The organism is Wolbachia endosymbiont of Tettigetta isshikii (assembly GCF_041154185.1).
Taxonomy (GTDB): domain Bacteria; phylum Pseudomonadota; class Alphaproteobacteria; order Rickettsiales; family Anaplasmataceae; genus Wolbachia.
Window position 1 is genome coordinate 1 of the sequence record NZ_JBFTEN010000019.1, and the last position, 22,794, is coordinate 22,794.

Here is a 22,794-nt window from a genome sequence, read left to right on the forward strand (position 1 = left end):
AAATCTATTTTCTATAACAAACTGGTTTTTATTGCCCATATGACTGGGTAAAGTTGCAAAATCACACAAATAAAAAATTTTTAAAAAACATAGTTGATATGAGATTAATTCTTGAAATGCTTCATTCAAAAATTCATCGTAACAAGGTGTACTTTCATGTCCTAGTTTTGTTCCATCTTCATTTGAAAGCTGTAATCTATAGTTACCATCTTCATCATCTATTAGGTCAACATATCTGAAATCACCTTAAGAATGTTTATTCCACCAATAATAATCATTATTGTCTTGATTGGTTTTAGGTTCAAATACGTACAGTGTACCATCTTTATAAAAGAAGATATTACAGTTACACAATTCACAGATTTCACTTTGATCGCTTTCTTTGATAATAATAGGAACGTAAATTTTATCATAGTCATCATAGGTGCTTTTTTTCAAAGTAAGTCTCAATTCATCATCTTTGTATTCTGAGATATTAAAGTTTCTGTTAAAATGTGAAAATGAAGATAGTGGCAGAATTGTTATAAATTTTTCTGTGTCTTCGCTAGAGCTAACTACTTTGTCATATAGAGCAAACTTATATTTACCTTCATGTTTAATTACTTTTACATTTATAAAATGGCTTGGCAGTTCCTGTAATTTCATCTTACTCTGGAAATCCTTTAAGGAATATTCTTTATTGTTGTGAAATGGCAGATGACGCTTAATTATTTTGCTATCACCCTCACTTGCTACGTATAGGTTTTCGCCTTCATTATCTAGTCTGTGTGTAAATATATATGGATAAGAGAAAGAGATTTGTTTATCTTGTTGATCTTTACTTACTAACTTTATTTTATAATACTCTTCACCTCCAATATAAAATGGTTCTCCCTTTTCTAATTTAAAAATATCTTTTACATTACTCATAAATATCTCACAATAAATTTACAATTATCAATATTATAATGTCTATTAGTTAATTTATTGTTAAACTAATATATACTATAATTGCAATAACAGATATCATTCGCATAAGCTTGCGTTGTTCTGCTATGCAAATAGTGCGATACATGAACATTGTGATTTGCAGGTATCTGCTACTTTCATGACACCCTTTCTTGCGGAGATTGCATTTAATATGCCTTTATGTTTAAGAAATTTATTAAATGAAAAAAAAGGCAAAAGAAACTCCGTTAGCTAGTTATTTACTATCTATCTTTTAAATTGGCGTTTTTTGCTTTAACAAGCGCGTTTTACCTATATTAGGTAAAAACCTTGAAAGTTTATAAAGACATGAGGTGCACATACGAAAAATTAAACATGAGACGCCAAATACAAAGTTTCCTTTGTCATTTTAATCTGCAGATTACGAAGTTAAATGAATAGCTTCAGTATCATTATAGGTGTAATGGCGAAGGTTGTCAAGTAGTTTTTTTATGGGCATGTGCTTAGCGCTTCCAAAACTGGTTTGATATGTGAGAAGTCTATTGGGCTAGATCTAATCAGAGAGAGGACTTTCTTACTTTTTCCTTGCTTTCGTTTTCATTTCTCACAATCTTTTTTCCACTTAATATATCTTTGATTTCATCCCCTGTTAAAGTCTCAAACTCCAGCAGGTTTTCAGCGATAAGTTCCAGATCTTTGCGGCGTTTGGTCAGGACATCCTTTGCTTTTTCATAGCATAAAGATACAACTCGTTTTACTTCCTCATCTATGAGCTTTAGAGTATCTTCAGAAATTATATCAGAACCATGCGCGCTTTGTTCACGACTATGATATATCGGTCCTACCTTATCGCTCATCCCCCATTTTGTTATCATAGCACGTGATAAATCAGATGCTTGTTTTATATCCGAAGATGCGCCGCTTGTGATTTTATCATAACCAAAAATTAGCTCTTCTGCTACTCTTCCACCCATAGCAACGGTTATGTCCGCTATCATCTTTTCTCTTGTGTGAGATACGCTGTCTGTTTCCGGCAATCTCATAACTAAACCTAGGGCTCTACCCCTTGGAATGATAGTTGCTTTGTGTATTGGATCGGAGGCAGGCATATTAATAGCAACTACTGCGTGACCAGCCTCATGGTAAGCAGTGAGCTTTTTTTCTTCCTCTGTCATAATTAAGGAACGCCTTTCCACGCCCATCATCACTTTATCACGTGCATATTCAAAATCATCCATAGTAACAATTTTCTTGTTTCTTCTTGCAGCAATAAGCGCAGATTCATTCACTAGGTTTGCTAAATCGGCACCTGAAAAACCTGGTGTTCCTCTTGCAACTGTTTTTACATTTACATCTGGTGCTATCGATATTTTCTTTATATGTGTATTTAATATCTTTTCACGACCATTTATATCAGGCAAAGAAATAGTGATCTGACGGTCAAAACGACCAGGTCTAAGAAGTGCTTGATCTAAAACGTCTGGACGATTGGTTGCAGCAACTATTATCACACCTTCATTAGACTCAAAACCATCCATTTCAACTAATAACTGATTTAATGTTTGTTCTCTTTCATCATTGCCACCACCAAGACCAACGCCACGATGCCTGCCCACTGCGTCTATCTCATCTATGAAAATTATACATGGAGCGTGTTTCTTTCCTTGATCAAACATATCACGCACACGACTTGCACCAACACCAACAAACATTTCGACAAAATCAGATCCAGAAATGCTAAAAAATGGCACATTAGCTTCACCCGCAATCGCACGAGCAAGTAGGGTCTTACCAGTCCCAGGAGAGCCAATCAAGAGGCACCCTTTTGGTATTTTTCCACCCAACACTTGAAATTTTTGCCTTTGTTTAAGAAAATCAACAATTTCCACCAACTCTTCCTTTGCTTCATCAATTCCAGCAACATCGTCAAATGTCACTTTTTTTCCGCTAGTCATGAGCCTAGCTTTTGATTTGCCAAAGCCTATGGTTCTGTTGCCTCCTGCTTGTGTTTGTTTTAAAAGAAATAGTAATAACCCGATAAAAATAAATGTTGGGACCCATTGAATAAGTAATCCCCCAATGATGCTCATCGCAGAATCTCCAGTTGAAAAGGAGAATTTCACTTTTCTGTCATGCAAATTTTTTATTAAGTCGCTATATACAACACCACTTGAGTTAAAGCTTGACTCATCTCTAAACTTGCCTTCAATGTTCTGATTTCTTATGACAACACTTTCTATGTCACCATCTTCCAGCCTAGTTAAAAATTCTGAAAAAGGTATAGTTGTTTTACTTTTTCCTATATTTCCGCTGAACTGGATATAAGCGACCGAAACAAGTACAACTATTACTAACCAAATCAGTAAGCCTTCTAAAAATTTCTTCATTGTTATTTTTGACTAAATATCAATTAAGTTTACCAGATTTTGCTTTATTATACTATTAGTAATGCATTGAAACTTACCGTTATGGATATTTTCTTCATCATAATTTATATGAGAATAAGCCAGTACCTTTTCATCTTTTAGCACCACAGGTAAAGAGTAAAAAACCTCAGAACAGCAATTATAATCCTTTAAAAACGTAGGGATCTTATGTGCTTTCTTTAACGGTGCAATAGTTACTGAGCACTCCTGATCCCCAAGTATTGTGCAGCTGAATCTGTTATCCCATTCAACAGGACCATTGAGTGGCAAATTTACGGATACTTCCTGTATTTTTGACGGCTCTCTAATTACCAATATGCTTTCTTTGTATTTCCTTATTTTACACTCAGAAAGCGTACAATGAAGATCGTTATCCTTTTGCGATATTTGGTTAAATATTGTAATAAGATTATTATATCTTGGTTTATAGCGTTTACTGCTGATTACCATTATAGAATAGAGCAGAAGCCTTAAGGCTATTTCTTCAGGCAATTTATAAAATTCACTTAGTTTGATTTCAATGTAACCAAGATCATGAACATTAACACAGTCATTAAACGCAAGACGCGTGTAGTGCATCAACGCTTTTGCAGCTCTTTTCATGTGAAGAGCTGTGAGGCATATTCGCTCTGTTAAAGTCTTTTGATTATCACTTACTTTAAGCAGGTTACGGTATAACGTGCGCCTATACTTCAAATCTTGATTACTTCTGTCTTCAACCCATCTTAGCCGATGGAAGTTTGCGTATCTTTCTATTTCACTACGACTAAAACTCAACAATGGTCTTACTATGCAAATGCCATTCAAAAGGGATTTGTAATCCATAGATGACAATCCATCTATGCCGCTACCACGTTCAAGCCTGAGTAGAAACGTTTCTGCTTGATCATCTTTATGATGAGCAATGAGTAGGTGCTCAACATTGTTACTTTTGCACCACTTCGTTAGCAGCTTATATCGTGCTTTTCGTGCTTGTGATTGAACATTACCTTTAATATTTTGTTTCTCCAAGTTTAATATGAACGACTCCTCTACTCCAAGTTCTTTTGCATAACCTACAGCAAATTCGGCTTCCTCCTGAGACTCTGGACGCAATGCATGATTTACTGTTAATGCTATAGGAGGAGAATATTGTCTTTTTTTTGTCCAATTAATCATTAAACGCAATAAAGTTATACTGTCTATACCACCTGACACTGCAACTGCAACTTTATTGTTATGGATAGCAAAACCTTTGATTACACCTTGAAATAATGACTCTAATTCCATTATTTCTCTTGCATAATTTGCTTTCTTAGGTCAATTATATAGAAAATAACACTTGCTAGATTCCGACAGCTGTGTTCTTTTGCACCCTTCCTCCCTTACAACCTCAGCACCTTAACTTTATACTATTCCAAGTGCTTTTATCTTTAGTTATCCCAGCGCTTGACACTGGGATCTATTAATGCAAAAAACTATTTCTTTGCTTCAGAAAACGAGAATTCCACCCTACGATTTTTAGCATGCCGTTTTTCATACTTGGAATTTTTAGAGTCGTCTTGTACATAAACTAAAGGCTCAGTTTCACCTCTAGAAGCAGTTTTTATTCTGTTTTCTAGATAAGGTGTACAACTAACCATAAATTTCTTAGCTGCATCTGCCCTTCTCTCGCTCAATGCAACATTGTACTCATAAGAACCACGATTGTCAGTATGACCAGTTACAGTAACCTTCATATCAGGGTTATTTTGCAATACCTCCATTACATCGAGCAATACATCTGCACCTGCCTCGCTAATATTAGATTTATCATAATCAAAAAAAACTCTTTTTTCACCCATCTGTTTAACAACAGAGTTCATTTTATTTGCTGTGTTCACTCCTTTCTTTGGACAAGAGCTTACACCAGTAAGCAATAAACAAAAACAGCACATTACAACCAACCTACTCCACATCACTAAACCTCCATAAATTTTAAATATAGTGCGTAACTTTAAGTTTTAGTATTTAATAATCTCTCTATAACAGTATAGTCAAGAAAAATAAAATACTAAATACTTTTCTACAGTCTTACAATTAATTTTCTAATAAGGCGCTAGACTTTTGGTGGAAAAATCTAGTAAAGGCACAGAATACATAATTTTTTATTGTACTTTGAGTAAATATACTTTTAACTTTATTATTAATCTAATACGATATTAAATAGATGTTTTCTAAAAAATGAACAAATATGAAATCTCATAAATTTCTAGAGGAAGTATTGTGTAAGGTAAAGAGTATTGAAAATACGCTAAAAGTACTAAGCCAAAGCCAATTAAACGTAGAAGACAAAGTTGAGCAAATGGGTCTTCTAGAAGAAATTAAACATGAAATTATTTCTCATGACATAATAAAAGAATCATTAATAGAAGCAAGTGCTCTTGGCAATAAAAGGAGTGTTAGCAATCGGCAGCTAAAATTAATGGAGAGGATGCATAAAAGCAGCAGTGCTGTTCCTATCGATTTAGTAAAGTCTTTATCCCAGGCCAAAGTTGAGTGCCAAAATTTATGGAAGCTATCTCAGTCTGAAACTAGCAGCTTGGAAAAGCTGAAAAAACGCTTTGCTGATCTGGTTAAGCTTGTTCGCGAAGTGGTTTCTATAAAATCGCAGCAGTTAAAATGCTCACAATACGACTCACTGCTTGCTGACTATGATTTTGATATTACAGAAAAGAGCATAAAGGAAATATTTCCTAAGGTAGGCAAATTTTTTTGTGAAAGTGTAGATAAAATAATTGAAAAGCAAAAGAAAGACAAAGCTGTTAATATGCAGAAAGTTGCTACTCAAAGGCAGATTGAACTCGGCTCGCTGTGTCTACAGAAAATGGGTATTACATTATATCACACTTCTTGTTATCACCCTATAGATTACAATGAATCTGATTTTTGTTGCGGTTTGTTTCTACTTTTACGATGTAGTGGCCATGAAATTTATCGAAAATGTTTAGCGCAAAATTCTGTAAGCAGCCCAATTACAGAACACGTTATTTATGAAACCCAAGGATTGTTCATGGAAAGGGTGATTGGAACATCCAGAGAATTTATTGAGTTTATTCAACCATATATAAAAGAGAAATTTGCTATAAAAGGTAAGACTAATGCAAAATTTAGCAGTGTTGAGAATTTGTACTTGGTTTTCAATAAACCAAATCTTTCTTCCCTTTTAAAGAATGCGGATGAACTTAGTCTGTTAGCTCATATCATGCTGAGGACTAGGTTAGAACAGAATATAATAAATGGTACGTTAGAGGTCAAAGACCTCCATGATGCATGGTTGGAAGGTATGAAGCATTATAAAATTCCAGTAAAAGCTAAAAATGAACTAGACACTTATTTTCAAGATGAATACTGGGCAAGCGGGATCATAGGATATTTTCCTATTAAAATTATAGCTTTAATTACCGCTGTACAGATTTTTTCTTTCATTAAAAAAGATCATTACGAGTTCTTAGGTGCTATAATGAAAGGAGATTTTAGTTTACTTATCAGTTGGTTATCCCAAAATATGTGTAGTACAAAGTATGGTTTTTCGGATCTACTAAAAAAAGTAACAGGCAAGGGGTTAGACGTTGAATGCTGTGCCAATTACTTATCTGAAAAGTATAATTTGTCTCAATAAAATATTTTTTTGAGTTGTATATGAGTTTTTCAGAAATTAACTAGAAAATTTTGCAACATTTTCACTTTCAAAGGTTTATTCGCTAGCGATATTGCTATAGATCTTGGCACTGCGAACACTTTAGTTTGTCAAAAAAATCAAGGAATAGTGCTTGACGAGCCTTCAGTCGTAGCAAGAATAAAGGAAAAAGGAAGCTATGTTCCTTACGCTTTTGGTAAAAAAGCTAAAATAATGCTAGGGAAAACGCCTGGAGAAATAGAGGCAATCAGGCCATTAAAAGATGGGGTCATTGCTGATTTTAAAAGTGCGGAAGATATGTTAAAGTATTTCATACGCAATGTAAATACAAAACTCACTGTTAATAAGCCTAACATTATCATATGTGTTCCATCTGGATCTACTCCAGTTGAAAGACGTGCTATACAAGATGCAGCAGAAAGTGCTGGTGCAAACGAAGTATTTTTGATTGAAGCACCAATAGCTGTAGCAATTGGTGCTGGACTTCCGGTTACTGAACCTGAGGGGTCCATGGTTGTTGATATATGAGGCGGTACAACTGAAGTTGCAATTATTTCTTTAGGAGGAATTGTTTATTCACGATCTGCCAGAGTAGGTGGCGATATTATGGATGAAGCAATAAGATCATACATTCGTGAAAACCATAAGTTATTGATTGGTAAAACAACAGCTGAAAAAATTAAGAAAAGCGTAGGTTCGGCTAGTCTACCGGGTGAAAGTAATAAAGAGGGAATAATGGTTAAAGGTAGGGACCTAGTAAGCGGCATGCCAAAAGAAATGCTTTTATCAGAATATCAGGTTGCAGAAAGTTTAATAGAGCCTGCGCATCAGATAATTTTTGCTATTAAAACAGCATTAGAGAGCACTCATCCTGAACTTTCTTCTGATATAGTCGATAAAGGGATAGTTTTATCTGGTGGTGGTGGATTATTACGCAATTTAGGCAAAGTTATTAGTGAAACAACAAAACTGCCAGTGCGTGTGGCAGATGACCCGCTTTGCTGCGTTGCCTTAGGTAGTGGCAAAGTGCTTGAAAACATAGATTATTTCAGTCATGTTTTATTTAAGCAAGATTAATTATGATGACTTGTCTTTAAGGTAGTTCATTTTACAGCAAGCTCTATCTCAAGCACAGAGATATCATACAAGTAGCTGGCACTGGGATCCAAGATACTACTTTAGTAATAAATATTTAAAAATTTACCAAGCGAAAAAAGGCAAAGAAATCACGAGTGGCGAGTTTTGACTCTATAATACTTTAAATTGGCGCTATAATTTGATACAATCCGCCAAAAAATACCCCGAGTTTTTACTGAATTTTGTCATTGAGCCTGCAGATCAAAAACAAGTTTTAAGTCAGAAATACCCTTGTTGTTATAATAAGGGTACTGGAGGAATTCGTCAAGTAGTTTTTTTCGTTTCTATGGCTAAAAAATGTAAATCCAGCTAGCTACGGCAAAGGTGTTGTTTTTCTCTCATAAACTTGACATGAAGTAATATTGTAGTTAATAGTTAAACATGTTCACTTAAATTTGTCGTTGATAACTAGGATTAAATATGTTCATTTCTGAAGTTTTTGCAGCAGATGCAGCTAGTAATGCATCAAGTGTTGGTGCATCTTTTGCTAATTTTATCCCATTGATTTTAATAGTTGTGGTGTTTTATTTTTTTATTATCCGCCCACACCACAAAAGATTAAAAGAACTCAGAAAGATGATGGATCAAGTAAAACGCGGCGATACTGTTGCTACTTCTGGTGGACTAATAGGCATAGTCAACAAAGTTGATGAAGCAAATGCACAATTTATAGTAGAAATAGCACCAAAAGTTGAGATAAAAGTCCTAAAGTCCGCTATATCTGAAGTTTTAAACAAAGAGGCTCAAGCCAAACCAGCTGAAAAAGGTAAAATTGAGAAGGACGACAAAAAGAATAAAAATCAGCCAGATAAAAGTAAAAAGGGGCAAGACAATAAAAACAAAAGTGCCTAATAACTCTAAAGAAAGGTTCATTTGGTTGTGTGTGGAATACTCAGTGTGTAAGTAGCGGTGATTCAGTAATACAAGCTTTGCTGGCCGGGTTGCAGAAATTCAAATACAGGGGATACGATTCTTCAGGTATAGCAATCATAAACAATGAAGGCAAAATAGAGGTTAAAAAATCAGAAGGTAAAGTCGAAAGATTATCTGAAGTTGTTGGCAACAGCAAGATATCTAGCAGCACAGTTGGCATAGCACATACTCGCTGGGCTACACATGGAGTTCCAGATCTTAAAAATGCTCACCCTATTCATACAAATGATGTTGTTGTTGCCCATAATGGTATAATTGAAAATTACAATTTGCTGAAAAGGGGACTAGAAGAACAGGGAATGTCGTTTCATACTGACACCGATACAGAGGTTATACCAAACATGTTAACCCTATATCTCAATGGAGGGTTGTCATCTGTTGACTCTCTATTTAAGTGTTTAAGCAACTTACATTGCTCGTTTGCTTTGGTCCTATTGTTTGCAGAATATAGAGATGCTCTATTTGTTGCAAAAAGAAACCTACCTTTAGCGATAGGTTATAACTGCAACACCGTATTTGCCGCATCTGATTCTAACACCTTTAATGCACTAGTGGACAGAATATCATACTTAGAGGATGACGACGTTGCGGTAACAAAATCTAGCGTGGTGAGTATATACAACAACGGTGCACAAGTTAAACGCAGTATAGAAAACAATAGTTCAAGCAACTTTCTAATCAGTAAAAATGGTTACTCCAGCTTCATGCTAAAAGAGATTTTTGAGCAGCCTTATATATTAAACAAAACAATAAATCAATTTTATAAAAAGTATACAGAGATAATATCCGTCAACAAAAAACTATTTTACGATCTGAGTGACATTACTATAGTTGGATGCGGGTCATCTTATTTTGCTGAGCTAATAGCAAAATATTGGCTGGAAAGCATTGCCCAAGTTCGAGTATATCTGGAAATCTCGTCAGAATTTAGGTATAGCAACATTAAGTTAGAGAATGGAAGTATTGGATTATTCATCTCATAATCTGGCGAAACTGCAGATACCATGGAAGCATTGCGCTATGCAAAATCACAGAAGCAAACAATCATTAGCCTAACTAACACATTCAGCAGCAGCATTGAAAGAATCTCAGATATCGTGTTACATACTCTTGCTGGACCAGAAATTGGTGTTGCTTCAACAAAAACCTTTTCTGCGCAACTTGCAATTTTAGCATGCCTTGCCTTAGAGCTTGCAAAAATAAAGGTACGTTGGATAAAAAGAAAATAAAGCAACTGAGCAATGCTATCAACTCTATTCCAGAATATATTGAGCATTTTTTAAATGCGATGAAGATACAACATATATCAGACAGTATATCAGAGCATAGCAGCATTATTTTAATCGGCAGAGGAAGCTCATATGGAGTTGCAATGGAAAGTGCATTGAAAATAAAGGAACTTTCGTATATTAATACCATCTGTATTGCAGCGGGAGAGATGAGGCACGGTTCGATTGCTTTAATAGATTCATCTGTACTTGTTATAGCAATTATTCCATATGACAATTTATTTTTTAAAACTCTGTCCAACATACAAGAAATTATAGCGAGAAAAGGCAAAGTGATCTCTTTTAGTGACAAGCAAGGAGTGCCGTTCCTAAGAGAGATTTGTAAAGACGTAATACAACTACCAGACGTTGATAATTTCATCTCTCCAATCATCTACAGTGTTGCCATGCAATTTCTTGCTTATACTACCGCAGTCAAGAAAAGATTGGATGCTGATTGTCCAAGAAATTTAGCTAAGTCTGTTACGGTTGAGTAGTTCATTTACAGTCAGACACACAACTGTACAAACATTATAATATGAACATAGTAAACGATGCCACTCCAGCGCTCCTTCTCCTGTCAGGCTCAAATCACAATGTTCGTACAGTTGTGTGCTTGACACTGGCATCTGGAATGTTATTTTAGTCATAAATATTTATGAAATCTACCAAATGAAAAAAAAGACAATAAAACACCGAGGTAGCTAGTTATTCCGCTCTCTATTTTAAAATCCGGCGTTTGGTGCTGTCTTAAACGACTTATAAGCGCGTTTCAGCTTGTATTGGTAAGAACCAGAAGTTTTAAAAAGACATGCAGTGCACATAGTGCGAAAAATTAAACAATAGTACGCCAAATACAAGCTTTCTTATCATTTTAACCTGCACAGATTGGGAAGTTAAACAAATAGCTTTAGTACTATGATAAGGGTAACAGCGAAGGTTGTCAAGTAGTTTTTTAGTTCTGTTTTTATGGCTAAAAAATCTGAATTCAGCTAGCACTTGGGTGATATCATTCTTGTAGGACTATGTTTGTGTAATTTCCCATAATAGTTAAAAAAATTAGTAGAAAGTTACTGTAAATTCACGTATTTTGAGGCTATAATATTCAAAAATACGTGATGTATGGATGATTTTATTGGAATTAAAGGTGCAAGGGAGCATAACCTGCAAGGTATAGATGTTAATATACCGAAAAATAAATTAGTTGTTATAACCGGGCTCAGCGGTTCTGGCAAATCTAGCCTTGCGTTTGATACGATTTATGCAGAGGGCCAGCGTCGGTATATAGAGAGTCTTTCGGCTTATGCACGTCAATTTCTCAACATTCAGGATAAACCAGATGTTGAGTCGATTACAGGCCTCTCTCCTGCAATATCTATCAACCAGAAATCGATCTCAAAAAATCCAAGATCAACAGTTGGGACCGTTACTGAAATTTACGACTATCTACGCTTAATATACGCACGGATAGGGATTCCTTATTCACCTACAACTGGACTGCCAATAACGAAACAAACTGTGTCTCAAATTGTAGATACTATAATGGCGTTACCTTTAGAAACTAAAGTATATATACTCGCTCCCATCGTGCGTGGCAGAAAGGGAGAACACCTCAAAGAGATATTGGAAATTAAAAAGCAAGGATATGCAAGACTAAAAATAGATGGTAAAATACATAATATAGATGATTTACCTAAGCTCGATAAAAACAAAAAGCATGATATCTTTGTGGTTGCAGATAGGGTGTCAATATCAGATGATATAGGAAATCGGCTGCCGAGTAGCATAGAATCAGCATTAAGACTTGGTCATGGCTTAATGTATGCAGAAATAGTGAACTTGCCTGATAATCATAATTCCGAGTATAGAAATGATCAAGTTTTAACTTTCTCAGAAAATTTTGCATGTCCGGAGTCCGGCTTTACTCTTGAGGAAATAGAACCAAGATTATTTTCTTTTAATAGCCCCTACGGTGCATGTTGTTCATGCAATGGGCTTGGTAAAAAGCTGGCTATTGATATAAAGCTGATAGTGCCAGATGAAACGCTCTCAATATCTGAAGGTGCTTTAAGGCCAGTGGGGTCAATGCTCCGTCAAGTGCATACAGGTTATGGATTTCTAAAAAATGCAATCCTGTCACTAGCTGAAAATTGTAAACTCAGTCTTGATGTTCCGTGGAAGAACATAGATCAAGTAGCGAAGGATGTGATACTCTTTGGTTCTAAAGAAATGAGATTTCAAGGTTTAGTTAGTATATTAGAAAACCAGATGGATTATGATGAAACACTTATTGAGCGATATTGTTCTGTTATTTATTGTAAAGAATGTGCTGGCTATAGATTGAGAAAAGAGGCACTTACAGTGAAAATTGATGGCAAACACGTAGGTGAAATATCCAGGCTCAGCATCGATGAATCCCTTAAATGGTTTGAAAATCTGCCAGGCAAGCTTACAGAGCAACAAAAGCAAATCTCAAATAAAATATTAAGTGAGATAATCAAGAGGCTAACATTTTTGAAAAATGTAGGGTTAAACTACCTTACACTTGACCGCGAGTCTAGCACACTCTCTGGAGGTGAAAGTCAAAGAATCAGACTTGCTTCACAAATTGGCTCTGGTTTAACAGGAGTGTTATATGTGCTTGATGAACCCTCGATAGGCCTTCATCAATGCGATAATGACCGATTGATTGCCACGCTTAGGAACCTGAGAGATATAGGAAATACTGTAATTGTTGTTGAGCATGATAAAGATACAATAATGTCTGCTGATTATGTAATTGATATTGGGCCTGGAGCTGGTGTAAACGGAGGAAAGATTGTTGCAGAAGGAACGACAGATCAGGTGCAAAGAAATCCAGAGAGTATAACAGGTCAATATTTGAGTGGAAAGAGGGAAATCTCAATTCCAGAAAGAAGAAAACAAACGACTCAGTTCATAAAGGTAATTAATGCGTGTGAGAATAACTTAAAAAATATAAACGTTGAATTCCCTATAGGGAATTTTATTTGTGTTACTGGAATATCTGGAGGGGGAAAGTCAAGTTTAGTTATAGAAACACTATACAAATATTCAGCACACAAGATATATCATTCATCAGCAAAGTATGGCAAGTGCAATAAGATAGAAGGCCTTGAATATGTAGATAAAATTATAGAAATAGACCAGTCGCCAATTGGTAGAACTCCTGCATCAAATCCAGCGACATATGTTGGTATGTTCACTCATATAAGAAACTGGTTAGCATGTCTTCCAGAGTCGAAAGCACGAGGTTACAACATAGGTCGATTTTCATTTAATACTAAGGGGGGAAGATGTGAAGCGTGCAAAGGTGATGGACATTTAAAGATAGAAATGCACTTTCTGCCGGACGTTTATGTGAAGTGTGAGCAGTGTAAAGGTCGGCGATATAACCGAGAAACGCTAGAGATCACTTTCAAAGAAAAATCAATTTCTGATGTACTTGATATGACGATAGATCAAGCTTGTGATTTCTTTGAAAACCTTCCAATAGTAAAAGAAAAGTTAGTTTCTTTACAGGAAGTGGGGCTTGGCTACATAACGCTTGGACAACCTTCAACAACATTATCTGGAGGTGAAGCACAACGAATAAAGCTGTCCAAGGAACTATCAAAACGATTTACCGGAAGAACATTGTATATTCTTGATGAGCCAACGACCGGATTGCATTTTGAAGATGTAAATAACTTACTAAAAATGCTCCATAAGCTAGTTGATTTGGGAAACACTGTTATAGTTATCGAGCACAACTTGCACGTTATAAAAACTGCAGATTACGTAATAGACATTGGCCCAGAGGGTGGAATAAAAGGCGGAGAAGTAATCGCTGTAGGAACTCCAGAAGAAATAATAGACATACCAAGAAGTGTTACAGGCAAGTATCTTAAACCGTACTTATCAAATAGAGCATAAACTATTTTTTAATTATATTAGGCTACGCTGCATATTTATAATTTGGGTAGGGTAATGTTAGTATATGAATATTTTAAAAGGTATGTCCAATATGGAATTGTGCCTGCTAAGAGAACAGAGAATCACACACTAGTTCCAGAAAGTAGTTTCTATAAATCTGTACATTATATTGATAACGTACTAGGACCTATAAAAGATGGCATTTGCGGAGTTAAGATTAAAGATGATCATAATAATCAATACATAGTAAATCGTGAGTATGTAGATTACAGAGCAGAGCAAGTGTACCCGTTGTGCCAATTTGCTGCTTTCTTAGTAACTAGCATAGTATTGCAGCCTTTACTTTTGACAGTAGCATATTTGTCATACTTTCCACTCAAGTTATTTTCAAAAATAACAGCTGGCAACTGTTTAAAAGCAAGTGCAAGATCATTGATCGATCATTCAAACATATTTTTAGATATTGGACAGGAATGCGCTAGTGCAGTGTCCGAAATATTTAATAAGATTGTAAGTTACGTCTGTGCTGCTGTCGTTTGGGCTGCTGCATTGATTATAACTCCACTTGTGTGGGCTTGTAACAAAGTAGAAAGTAAGCTGAGTGAAATACAGGAACCAGAAAAAACCTCTTTAGTCAATGGCATACCACAAACTGAGTTATAATACCCCAACCTTCGTTATTAGGAAAACAAATAAAATATATTACAAATTTGCTTATACCTCCAATTATAGGCAAAACGGTTGTAAGTTGAAAATGTGATATAAAAGAAACAAGAAGGAAGATAACCTATAAAAATGTGGTTATCGCAGGCTTGAGCGACCGTAAGAACGCTAACTATGGATTAGCCGACGAAGAAAGAGTTGAAAATGGAAGGTTTTTTGCGTTGTAAAGAATATGAAATAAGTGTAGAAAAAATGTGAACTAAAAAGTTAATAGGAGATCTATGGCGAGTATGTTCAATTTCTAATCTGTTTTTCAGATAACCAAATACAGTTTCAATGATAGATCTTTTCCTCAGAAGAATCTTCTCATTTAGCAAGATTAATGCGTTTTTCATACTTTTTTTTATCTTGGTAACAAGCTTTAAATTTCTATCAAGTAATTGTAGAAATAAATCTTTTTGGATATAATCTTTATCCCCAAGTAATAAACCTACTAGCTTTTTGGTTAGATCGGGAACTGGTTTTCTGTCATCAACATTACCTTTTGTCAACCTTGAATTTCACCCTTTTCATTAATTACCATATGTAGTTTGAACCCATAAAACCAGCCATAAGAGCTCTTGCTTAATTTTGCGATTCCAGCAAAAACTTTGTTTTTGGATATTCTTTTCGCATGCGATAGGAGTTGAATCAACATAGTTGATATCTGGGATCCAGTTTTCCATAAAATGATGCATTTTAACATAATTTTTATACTTACCTACTTGATAAAATTCCTAGATTCCAGCGTCACGCGCTGGAATGACAAAGTTATGGGTGTCATCCAAGTAGCCCCTCTTCTTGTCATCCCAGTACTTGATACTTGGACCCAGGATACTACTTTAGTAATAAATATTTAAGAAGCTTACTAAACAAGAAAAAAAGACAAAAGAAACCCCATGGTAGCTAGTTATTTACTTTTGTGTCGAAATGTTGGCGTTTCTTTATCCTAAACGCTTAATAAGTGCAACTTAGCTGCTTTTTAATGCAACTAACCTTAGCCATAAACATTTAAGAAATTTACTAAGCAGAAAAGAAAGCAAAAAACCCCGAGTAGCTAGTTATTCACTATCTATCTTATAACATTGGCGTTTTTGATGTCTTAAACGACTTATAAGCGCGTTTCAGCTTGAAAACCAGAAGTTTTATAAAGACATGCAGTGCACATAGTGCGAAAAATTAAACATGAGACGCCAAATATGCTAAGTTTTTTCTCATTTAATCTGCACAGACTGAAGATAAACAATAGCTTCAGTCTCATCGTAAGGGTAACGGCGAAGGTTGTCAAGTAGTTTTTTAGTTCTGTTTCTATGCCAGTGCTGGATGACGAGAAATTCATACTTATGACAATCTATTACCTCCGCTCAAATAGTTTTTCAATATCACTTAGTTTCATTTCTATATAAGTTGGCCTCCCGTGGTTACATTGTCCCGAATATGGTGTTTTTTCCATTTGCCTCAGCAGTTCATTCATTTCCTCCAATTTCATTTTTCTGCCAGCTCTAATTGATCCATAACAAGCAATAGTGGCCAATATTTTGTTCACTTTGTCTTCTATTGGCAGCGTATCTTCTATTTCCGTTAATCTATCAACTATATTTATCAGCATCTCTTTTACGTCTGTTGTGCCCAAAATCGCAGGGATTTCCTTTACCACGACCTTATTTTCTGATTTGATTTCAATGTCAAAACCCATTTCGAAAAGCTTATTTTTATAAATTTCAACCATCTCCATTCCAGCTTGGTTTTTGATTTCAACCGCTTCAGGAAGTAGTAACTTTTGTCTTTTTATACTTGATTTTTGTTTTAAGCACTCGTATACTAGCCTTTCATGGGCTGCATGCTGATCAACTATAATCAATTTGCCTCTAGCCTCAGCAATAATATAAGTATTGTAGACCTGGCAGCGTGCAAACCCGAGCGGATGGTTTTCTATCAAATCAATTTGTTCTCTTTCTAGAACTATAGTCTCTGCTTGTGATGGGGATTTTTGCATACCAATGTAATCAAACGATTTTGACGGTTCCGACAGGCTTTTTACTTTTTCACTTGGAAAAGCAAATTCTTTCATCAGTTGATTTTCTAAAGGATTTGGCCTTCTTTCATAAAATTCTTTCCGATTTTCCGCTTCTTTGCTTTTTCCACTATCAATAAGCTCATCACTACCTTTACCAATATCAAAAGATGAACCTTCCTTAAGCTCCCCTGTTATTCCAGTGTCACTCGTTGCAAAGCTGCCTATTTTCGTTGATAATGCCTTAATTAGCCCTCTTGTCACTATTTCATATATTAGCCTCTTATTTTGAAATCTTACTTCTGATTTATTTGGATGTACATTTACATCTACTTGATCATATGGCACCTCCAAATGCAACGCTGCAAAGGGATACCTATCGTTTGGAACAAAATCATGATATGCGTACCGAACCGCACCGACAAGTCGATTGTCTTTTATTGGTCTTCCATTCACGAATGTATAAATCATATCAGACTTACCTCGATTGATGGTCGGTTTGCAGACGTGTCCTATCAGTTTGATGCCGCTTTCTTCTTCATTAATCTCTAGAGAATTATTTTGAAATTCTTTTTCTATTTCAAACAGTCTACTGAACAACGAGGTTTGCTTGGCGTATTTCAAGAGCTTTTTATTACCTGAAGTGAGGGTAAACCCTATACGATAGTTAATCATTGCTAGGTTATTTACAATATCAACGATACTTTGAGTTTCTGCTCTTTCGGTTTTTAGAAATTTTAGCCTATTTGGAGTGGCAAAAAACAAATCTCGTACTTCAATATACGTGCCTCGTGATAAAGAGTAAGGCGTAATTTCCCCCACTTTTTCTCCACCCTCATACCTTATAGACCACGCTTCACTCACTCCTCTTGCTCTAGACGATAACTTTATCCTACTTACTGCTGCTATCGAAGGCAGCGCTTCTCCTCTAAAGCCAAGATGCTTGATTTCTATTAATTCACTATCGCTTAATTTTGAAGTAGCATGACGCATAAATGCAAGTTCTAGATCATTCTTTTCTACTCCACTTCCATCATCTATCACAGCGATAAGATTGCGCCCACCACTCTCTATTTTGACCTCTATTTCTGAACTTTCAGCATCTATTGCATTTTCAACTAATTCCTTCACTACACTTGCTGGTCTCTCAATTAGTTCTCCCGCTGCTATACGATTTATAGTTTTTGTATCTAAAAGAATTATTGCCATAAATTTACCATGAACCCGGTTTCTCCTTTACTCCTTTGGTCTGTTTCTCTCTCCATTTTTTTAACCTACCTGCAATTTCATTGTTAGAAATTGACAATATAGACGCAGCGGTAACGGCAGCATTATATGCTCCACTTTCTCCTATGGACATTGTTGCAACCGGTACACCTTTTGGCATTTGCACTATAGACAATAGACTATCCAGCCCGTTTAGTTGCCTACTATGTACAGGAACGCCGATAACAGGTGAATAAGTAAGCGACGCAATCATACCAGGTAAATGAGCTGCTCCCCCTGCACCAGCTATAATAACCTTAAAACCTTTTTCTTGTGCAGATTTAGCAAAATTGAATAGCCTTTCCGGCGTTCTATGTGCAGATATTATAAATATATCATGCGAAATCCCTAGCTCTTTTAACATATCAACAGCATGAGACATAGTGCTATAATCCGATTCACTTCCCATAATTACAGCAACATCTTTTCTTATTCCTTCCATATTCAACATAATTTTATTTACTAACTAAATAGTGTTTCAGCTAAAAAGCAACAAATATTTGAGTTGCATTATGAATATAATATATAGCATTCTCGTTAAACAGAGATTTGAACAAATATCTATTTTAAGATATAGGGATATAAACTTCTTAGAACGTGTTAAGAATCTCGGATAGATGAGATAAAATAGGCATAGATTAATAATGAGATATATCTATGAGAAAAAATTACCCAGGTGATGTAAGTAGAGAACAATTTGAAAAAATCAGGCCGATTCTGAAAAGTAGCAGGAAGAAAACAAGACCAAGAAAGCTTGATTTATTGAAGTATTTTGTAGAGTATTGCACGTCCTAAAAAGCGCATGCCAATGGAGGATGTTGCCAAAGGATTTTCCAAGGTGGGAAAACGTATATTACTATTTTCAAATATGGAATAAGAAAAATGGAGAAGAACCAAGCTTACTGGAACTGGTCTTAAAAAAAATTAGTTGGAGAGGTCCGTATAAACAATCGTCAGAAAAAGAAAACAAGCTTCTGTATAATTGATTCTCAAAGTGTTAAAAATACAGATACTGCTAAAAAGAAAGGCTATGATGCTGGCAAAAAGATCTCAGGTATAAAGCGCCATATTGCAGTTGATACTCAAGGTTTACCGCATGCAATTTATGTAACAACTGCAGAAGCAACTCAGTGCTGTGAAAATGGCAGCAAATGCTAAAGAAAACCTCTCAGAAGTTACAAACATACTCGTTGATGCCGGCTACACAGGAGAAAATTTTGCAACACAGATAAAAGCAACTATTGCTGCGACTGTTGAGGTGATAAAGCGCAGCGAATTACACACCTTTGCTGTATTGCCGAAAAGATGGGTTGTTGAGCGCTCTCTTGCTTGGTTGGAAAAGTGCAGACGATTGTGGAAAAATTGCGAACGTAAACTCAACACCAGCTTGCAAATGGTCGTTCTTACTTTCGCTGTTTTGCTCCTGAAAAGATTATGAATAGGCTTTTAGGGTTATTGAAAGTAATAAACTCCTTTATTTAAGACCGAAGTTTTGCTATTCTCGGATTTTAATAATTTAAAATTAATGAATATAAACAAGAACGAGTTTTTATTTCTCTCGCTTGGAGGGGTAGGCAGAATTGGGATGAATGTAAGTCTATATCATTACCAAGGTAAGTGGATTATGATTGACCTTGGCATTGGTTTTGCCGATGAAACTATGCCAGGTGTTGAGCTATTAATTGCCGATGTGGACTTTATTGCTCAAAGAAAAAAGGATTTGCTTGGAATAATAATTACGCATGCACATGAAGACCACTGCGGTGCAGTGCCTTACTTGTGGAAAGAGTTGCAGTGTCCCATATATACAACAAAGTTCACGGTTAATTTTCTCAAGGAGAAACTAAAGGAGTTTCGGCTAGAAGGCATGGTACCTGTGAAAGAGGTAGATATAAACGGCAGCGTAAATTTAGATCCTTTCACCGTTGAGTTTATAAACGTAACTCACTCAATTCCTGAAGCACATTCAATATTGGTTAGCACTTATGTAGGTAGCGCGCTTCATACTGGCGATTGGAAATTTGATCCAAAACCTGTTGTTGGTTTAACTTCTAACATAAGTCGTTTAAAAGAAATTGGCGATAAAGGTGACCTGCTTGTAGCAATTTGCGATTCAACGAACATATTGAGCAAACATAATCCTGAATCAGAAGGTGAGATTTATAACAATATTTATAACATAATAAGGCGGTCTAAGAAGCTAGTTGCTGTATCGCTTTTTGCTTCAAATGTGGCACGAATTGAAACAATAAGCCAAGCTGCAAAGGCGCTGGGCAGAAAAATAGTTCTACTTGGAAGGTCTTTATGGAGAATAATAAAAGTTGCACAAGATAGTGGATATTTAACCAATTCTGTTGAATTTTGTGAAGCAAAAGATGTAGCAGATTTACCAAGGGAAAAGCTATTGTTGATCTGCACTGGTTGCCAAGGTGAGCCGATGGCAGCAACCTCAAAACTTGCTAATAAGAATCATCATGCATTTAAAATGCAACGGGGTGATACATTGATTTTTTCGTCAAAAATCATCCCTGGCAATGAAACTCGTGCACACAGTATGTTCAACGCCTTTATCAAGATGGGCATAGAAGTTATCATTGATAAAGTGGAGCATGTTCATGCCTCTGGACATCCAGTAAAAGCAGAGCTAAAGGAAATGTATTCTTTGATAAAGCCTAGAATGTCTATTCCAGTTCATGGTGAGTATATTCACACGCATGCCCATGTAAAATTTGCTAAAGAGTGCGGTGTGGAAAAAGCAATAATGATTGCACCAGGTGATATCGTTAATTTGGAAAGCGGAGAAAAGGTTGATTCAATTGATGTTGACTACTTTGGTGTTGACGGTATGTTGCTACGTTATCCAGAGAGTAGTGTCATAAAAATGCGTAAGAGAATGAGAGATGCTGGAGCTGTTGTAGTGACAGCAATTGTCAACAAGAAAAATAAATTGCTTGCTAAACCAAAGGTATTTGCACCTGGTGTTTTTGAAGCGTCAGAAGATGCAGCTATCATACAGAGGATTATAAAAACGGTTGAGTCAGCGTTTAGTTTACAGTCGACAAAAAAAATAAAAAATAAGATTGAGAGCTCGATATTCAGTATCTTAAAGGAATATTTACTAAAAAGGCCTATAATTGAGATCCAAATAGAACAGTTATGAAATGAATGAAGGTGCTCGTTCAGCTAACATTACTTCTTTCGTTATTTCTTCCCTGTTTTGCTAAAGCTGCTTTGTACGTTGACATAAGAGAAAACACTGTTGGTAATATTAGCCTTGTTGTGTCCAAATGTGCGTGTAAAACAGAGCTGGAGAGCGAATTAAGCGAAAGCATCACAAAGATAATTGAGGCAAATTTATCTAATTGTGGCTTATTTAATGTAAAACGTGGCACAGAAGCTGAAATTACGACGTACAAACCCAGGAGCGATATGCTGGCTACAGTGAGTTTAAGTGAAGTATCAGATAGAGCCTTAGAATTATCATTACACTTGTTTGATGCTTTCACAAAAAGGGAGTTATTTACTCATTCGGTTGTTTTTTCAACAAAAGATTGGAGAAAAATTGCCCATTTTGTTTCAGATGCAATACATGATAGATTAACTGGTGAGAAAGGGCATTTTAACACGAAGATAGAGTACATAGCTGAAGAAAAAGATAGTAATTACAAATCCATACGCAGAATTGCTGTTATGAATCAAGATGGAAGTGATATAAAATACTTAACAAATGGCGACAAATTTGTATCAACACCAAGGTTTGCACCAAGTGGAGGTAGTATTGTTTACATCTCATATCTGGATTGTAGAAGCTACATAATATTGAAGAATCTGAAAGACAATACTGAGTCAATAATTAGTGCCTTCGAGGGAGCAATCTCTGCTCTGAGATTTTCTTCTGACGGAAAATCTCTTTTGATCTCCCACTCATCTAATGGTGAAACAAATATATTGTCTCTAGATTTGAACAGCAAGCGCACGAAAAAAATCACTAGAAGTTCGGCTATAAGCACTTCTCCTTCTTTTTCTCCAGATCAGAAATATATGGTCTTTAGCTCTGATGTAAGTGGAAGTCAGCAGCTATATATCATCGATTTCACTAAAAAATTGTAAGTTAAAAACGTGATATAAAAGAGATAAGAGAGAAAGATAACCCTACTCACTATAGGAATAGAGTTATCATGGGCGTGTGCGACCGAGAAAATTGGTATTACAACCGTTCTTATCAAGGTACACTAGCCCTATCTCTCGATACGTTTGAATAGTTGTTTGGGACATATATATATGCACCCGTTTACAATCTTAAATTAACAAAACTATCGAGGTTTATTATTGTTACATCTTATCAAAATTTTATTGGCATTGACATCGGAAAATTTAAAAATGTCGTTGCAATTCACAGACAGAAGAATGCTGTCGCATTTGATAATAATGCTTCTGGTTGGCAACAATTGTTTCAAGAGTTTTCAGATATTCTACCTAATTCTTTAGTGACTTTAGAAAATACAGGGAAATATGAGCTTGGTTTATCAC

14 protein-coding genes and 5 pseudogenes are annotated in these 22,794 nt (G+C 35.6%); 12 read left to right on the plus strand and 7 right to left on the minus strand.

Features of this window, described 5'->3' with window-relative positions:
- Positions 1-246: 246 nt before the first annotated feature.
- The 4 genes from AB6N09_RS04265 to AB6N09_RS04280 all read right to left on the minus strand — a co-directional run bounded on the left by AB6N09_RS04265 (position 247) and on the right by AB6N09_RS04280 (position 5,290).
- Positions 247-909 (minus strand): hypothetical protein, encoded by a 663-nt coding sequence (locus AB6N09_RS04265; protein WP_411131707.1) that lies wholly within the window; start codon positions 907-909, stop codon positions 247-249.
- A gap of 575 nt (positions 910-1,484) precedes the next feature.
- On the minus strand, positions 1,485-3,314 hold the full coding sequence (ftsH, locus tag AB6N09_RS04270; RefSeq protein WP_411131708.1) for an ATP-dependent zinc metalloprotease FtsH: 1,830 nt from the start codon (positions 3,312-3,314) through the stop codon (positions 1,485-1,487).
- Between the two features lie 12 nt (positions 3,315-3,326).
- The gene (gene tilS, locus AB6N09_RS04275; protein WP_411131709.1) at positions 3,327-4,622 is read right to left on the minus strand and encodes a tRNA lysidine(34) synthetase TilS; all 1,296 of its coding nucleotides are present in this window, start codon (positions 4,620-4,622) and stop codon (positions 3,327-3,329) included.
- 188 nt (positions 4,623-4,810) lie between these two features.
- Positions 4,811-5,290: an OmpA family protein gene (locus AB6N09_RS04280; RefSeq protein ID WP_411131710.1), complete on the minus strand. Its 480-nt coding sequence runs from the start codon at positions 5,288-5,290 to the stop codon at positions 4,811-4,813.
- 275 nt (positions 5,291-5,565) lie between these two features.
- Here AB6N09_RS04280 and AB6N09_RS04285 point away from each other — a divergent pair, with 275 nt between their 5' ends.
- From AB6N09_RS04285 to AB6N09_RS04320, 8 genes and pseudogenes are all read left to right on the plus strand, one after another.
- The gene (locus AB6N09_RS04285; protein WP_411131711.1) at positions 5,566-6,993 is read left to right on the plus strand and encodes a gluzincin family metallopeptidase; all 1,428 of its coding nucleotides are present in this window, start codon (positions 5,566-5,568) and stop codon (positions 6,991-6,993) included.
- A gap of 57 nt (positions 6,994-7,050) precedes the next feature.
- A pseudogene (locus tag AB6N09_RS04290) lies at positions 7,051-8,088 on the plus strand (rod shape-determining protein).
- Between the two features lie 480 nt (positions 8,089-8,568).
- Positions 8,569-9,000, plus strand: coding sequence for a preprotein translocase subunit YajC (gene yajC, locus AB6N09_RS04295; protein ID WP_411131712.1), 432 nt, complete (start codon positions 8,569-8,571; stop codon positions 8,998-9,000).
- Between the two features lie 29 nt (positions 9,001-9,029).
- Complete coding sequence (locus tag AB6N09_RS04300; RefSeq protein ID WP_411131713.1) at positions 9,030-10,064, plus strand: class II glutamine amidotransferase; 1,035 nt, start codon at positions 9,030-9,032, stop codon at positions 10,062-10,064.
- 21 nt (positions 10,065-10,085) lie between these two features.
- A complete protein-coding gene (locus AB6N09_RS04305; RefSeq protein WP_411131714.1) occupies positions 10,086-10,310 on the plus strand; it encodes an SIS domain-containing protein in 225 nt (74 codons plus the stop codon).
- Entirely contained in the window at positions 10,292-10,846 is a 555-nt protein-coding gene (locus AB6N09_RS04310; protein ID WP_411131715.1) for an SIS domain-containing protein, read from the plus strand. Before AB6N09_RS04305 ends, AB6N09_RS04310 begins: the two co-directional genes overlap by 19 nt.
- Before the next feature lie 625 nt (positions 10,847-11,471).
- Positions 11,472-14,282 (plus strand): excinuclease ABC subunit UvrA, encoded by a 2,811-nt coding sequence (gene uvrA, locus AB6N09_RS04315; RefSeq protein ID WP_411131716.1) that lies wholly within the window; start codon positions 11,472-11,474, stop codon positions 14,280-14,282.
- Positions 14,283-14,381: 99 nt separating this feature from the next.
- Positions 14,382-14,945, plus strand: coding sequence for a hypothetical protein (locus AB6N09_RS04320; RefSeq protein WP_411131717.1), 564 nt, complete (start codon positions 14,382-14,384; stop codon positions 14,943-14,945).
- Positions 14,946-15,124: 179 nt separating this feature from the next.
- On the opposite strand, the pseudogene AB6N09_RS04325 reads toward AB6N09_RS04320, so the two are convergent.
- From AB6N09_RS04325 to purE, 3 genes and pseudogenes are all read right to left on the minus strand, one after another.
- Positions 15,125-15,621, minus strand: a pseudogene (locus AB6N09_RS04325) (IS982 family transposase); the annotation flags it as partial.
- 717 nt (positions 15,622-16,338) lie between these two features.
- Positions 16,339-18,207 (minus strand): DNA mismatch repair endonuclease MutL, encoded by a 1,869-nt coding sequence (gene mutL / locus AB6N09_RS04330; RefSeq protein ID WP_411131718.1) that lies wholly within the window; start codon positions 18,205-18,207, stop codon positions 16,339-16,341.
- 4 nt (positions 18,208-18,211) lie between these two features.
- Entirely contained in the window at positions 18,212-18,706 is a 495-nt protein-coding gene (purE, locus tag AB6N09_RS04335) for a 5-(carboxyamino)imidazole ribonucleotide mutase (RefSeq protein WP_411131720.1), read from the minus strand.
- Positions 18,707-18,921: 215 nt separating this feature from the next.
- On the opposite strand from purE, the pseudogene AB6N09_RS04340 reads away from it, so the two are divergent.
- The 4 genes and pseudogenes from AB6N09_RS04340 to AB6N09_RS04355 all read left to right on the plus strand — a co-directional run.
- A pseudogene (locus AB6N09_RS04340) lies at positions 18,922-19,702 on the plus strand (IS5 family transposase).
- An 87-nt stretch (positions 19,703-19,789) separates the two neighbouring features.
- Positions 19,790-21,424 carry a ribonuclease J gene (locus AB6N09_RS04345; RefSeq protein WP_411131719.1) on the plus strand — a complete coding sequence of 545 codons (1,635 nt, stop codon included), beginning with the start codon at positions 19,790-19,792 and terminating at the stop codon, positions 21,422-21,424.
- 5 nt (positions 21,425-21,429) lie between these two features.
- Positions 21,430-22,368: pseudogene (locus AB6N09_RS04350) on the plus strand (protein TolB); the annotation flags it as partial.
- A 224-nt stretch (positions 22,369-22,592) separates the two neighbouring features.
- Positions 22,593-22,794: pseudogene (locus AB6N09_RS04355) on the plus strand (IS110 family transposase); the annotation flags it as partial.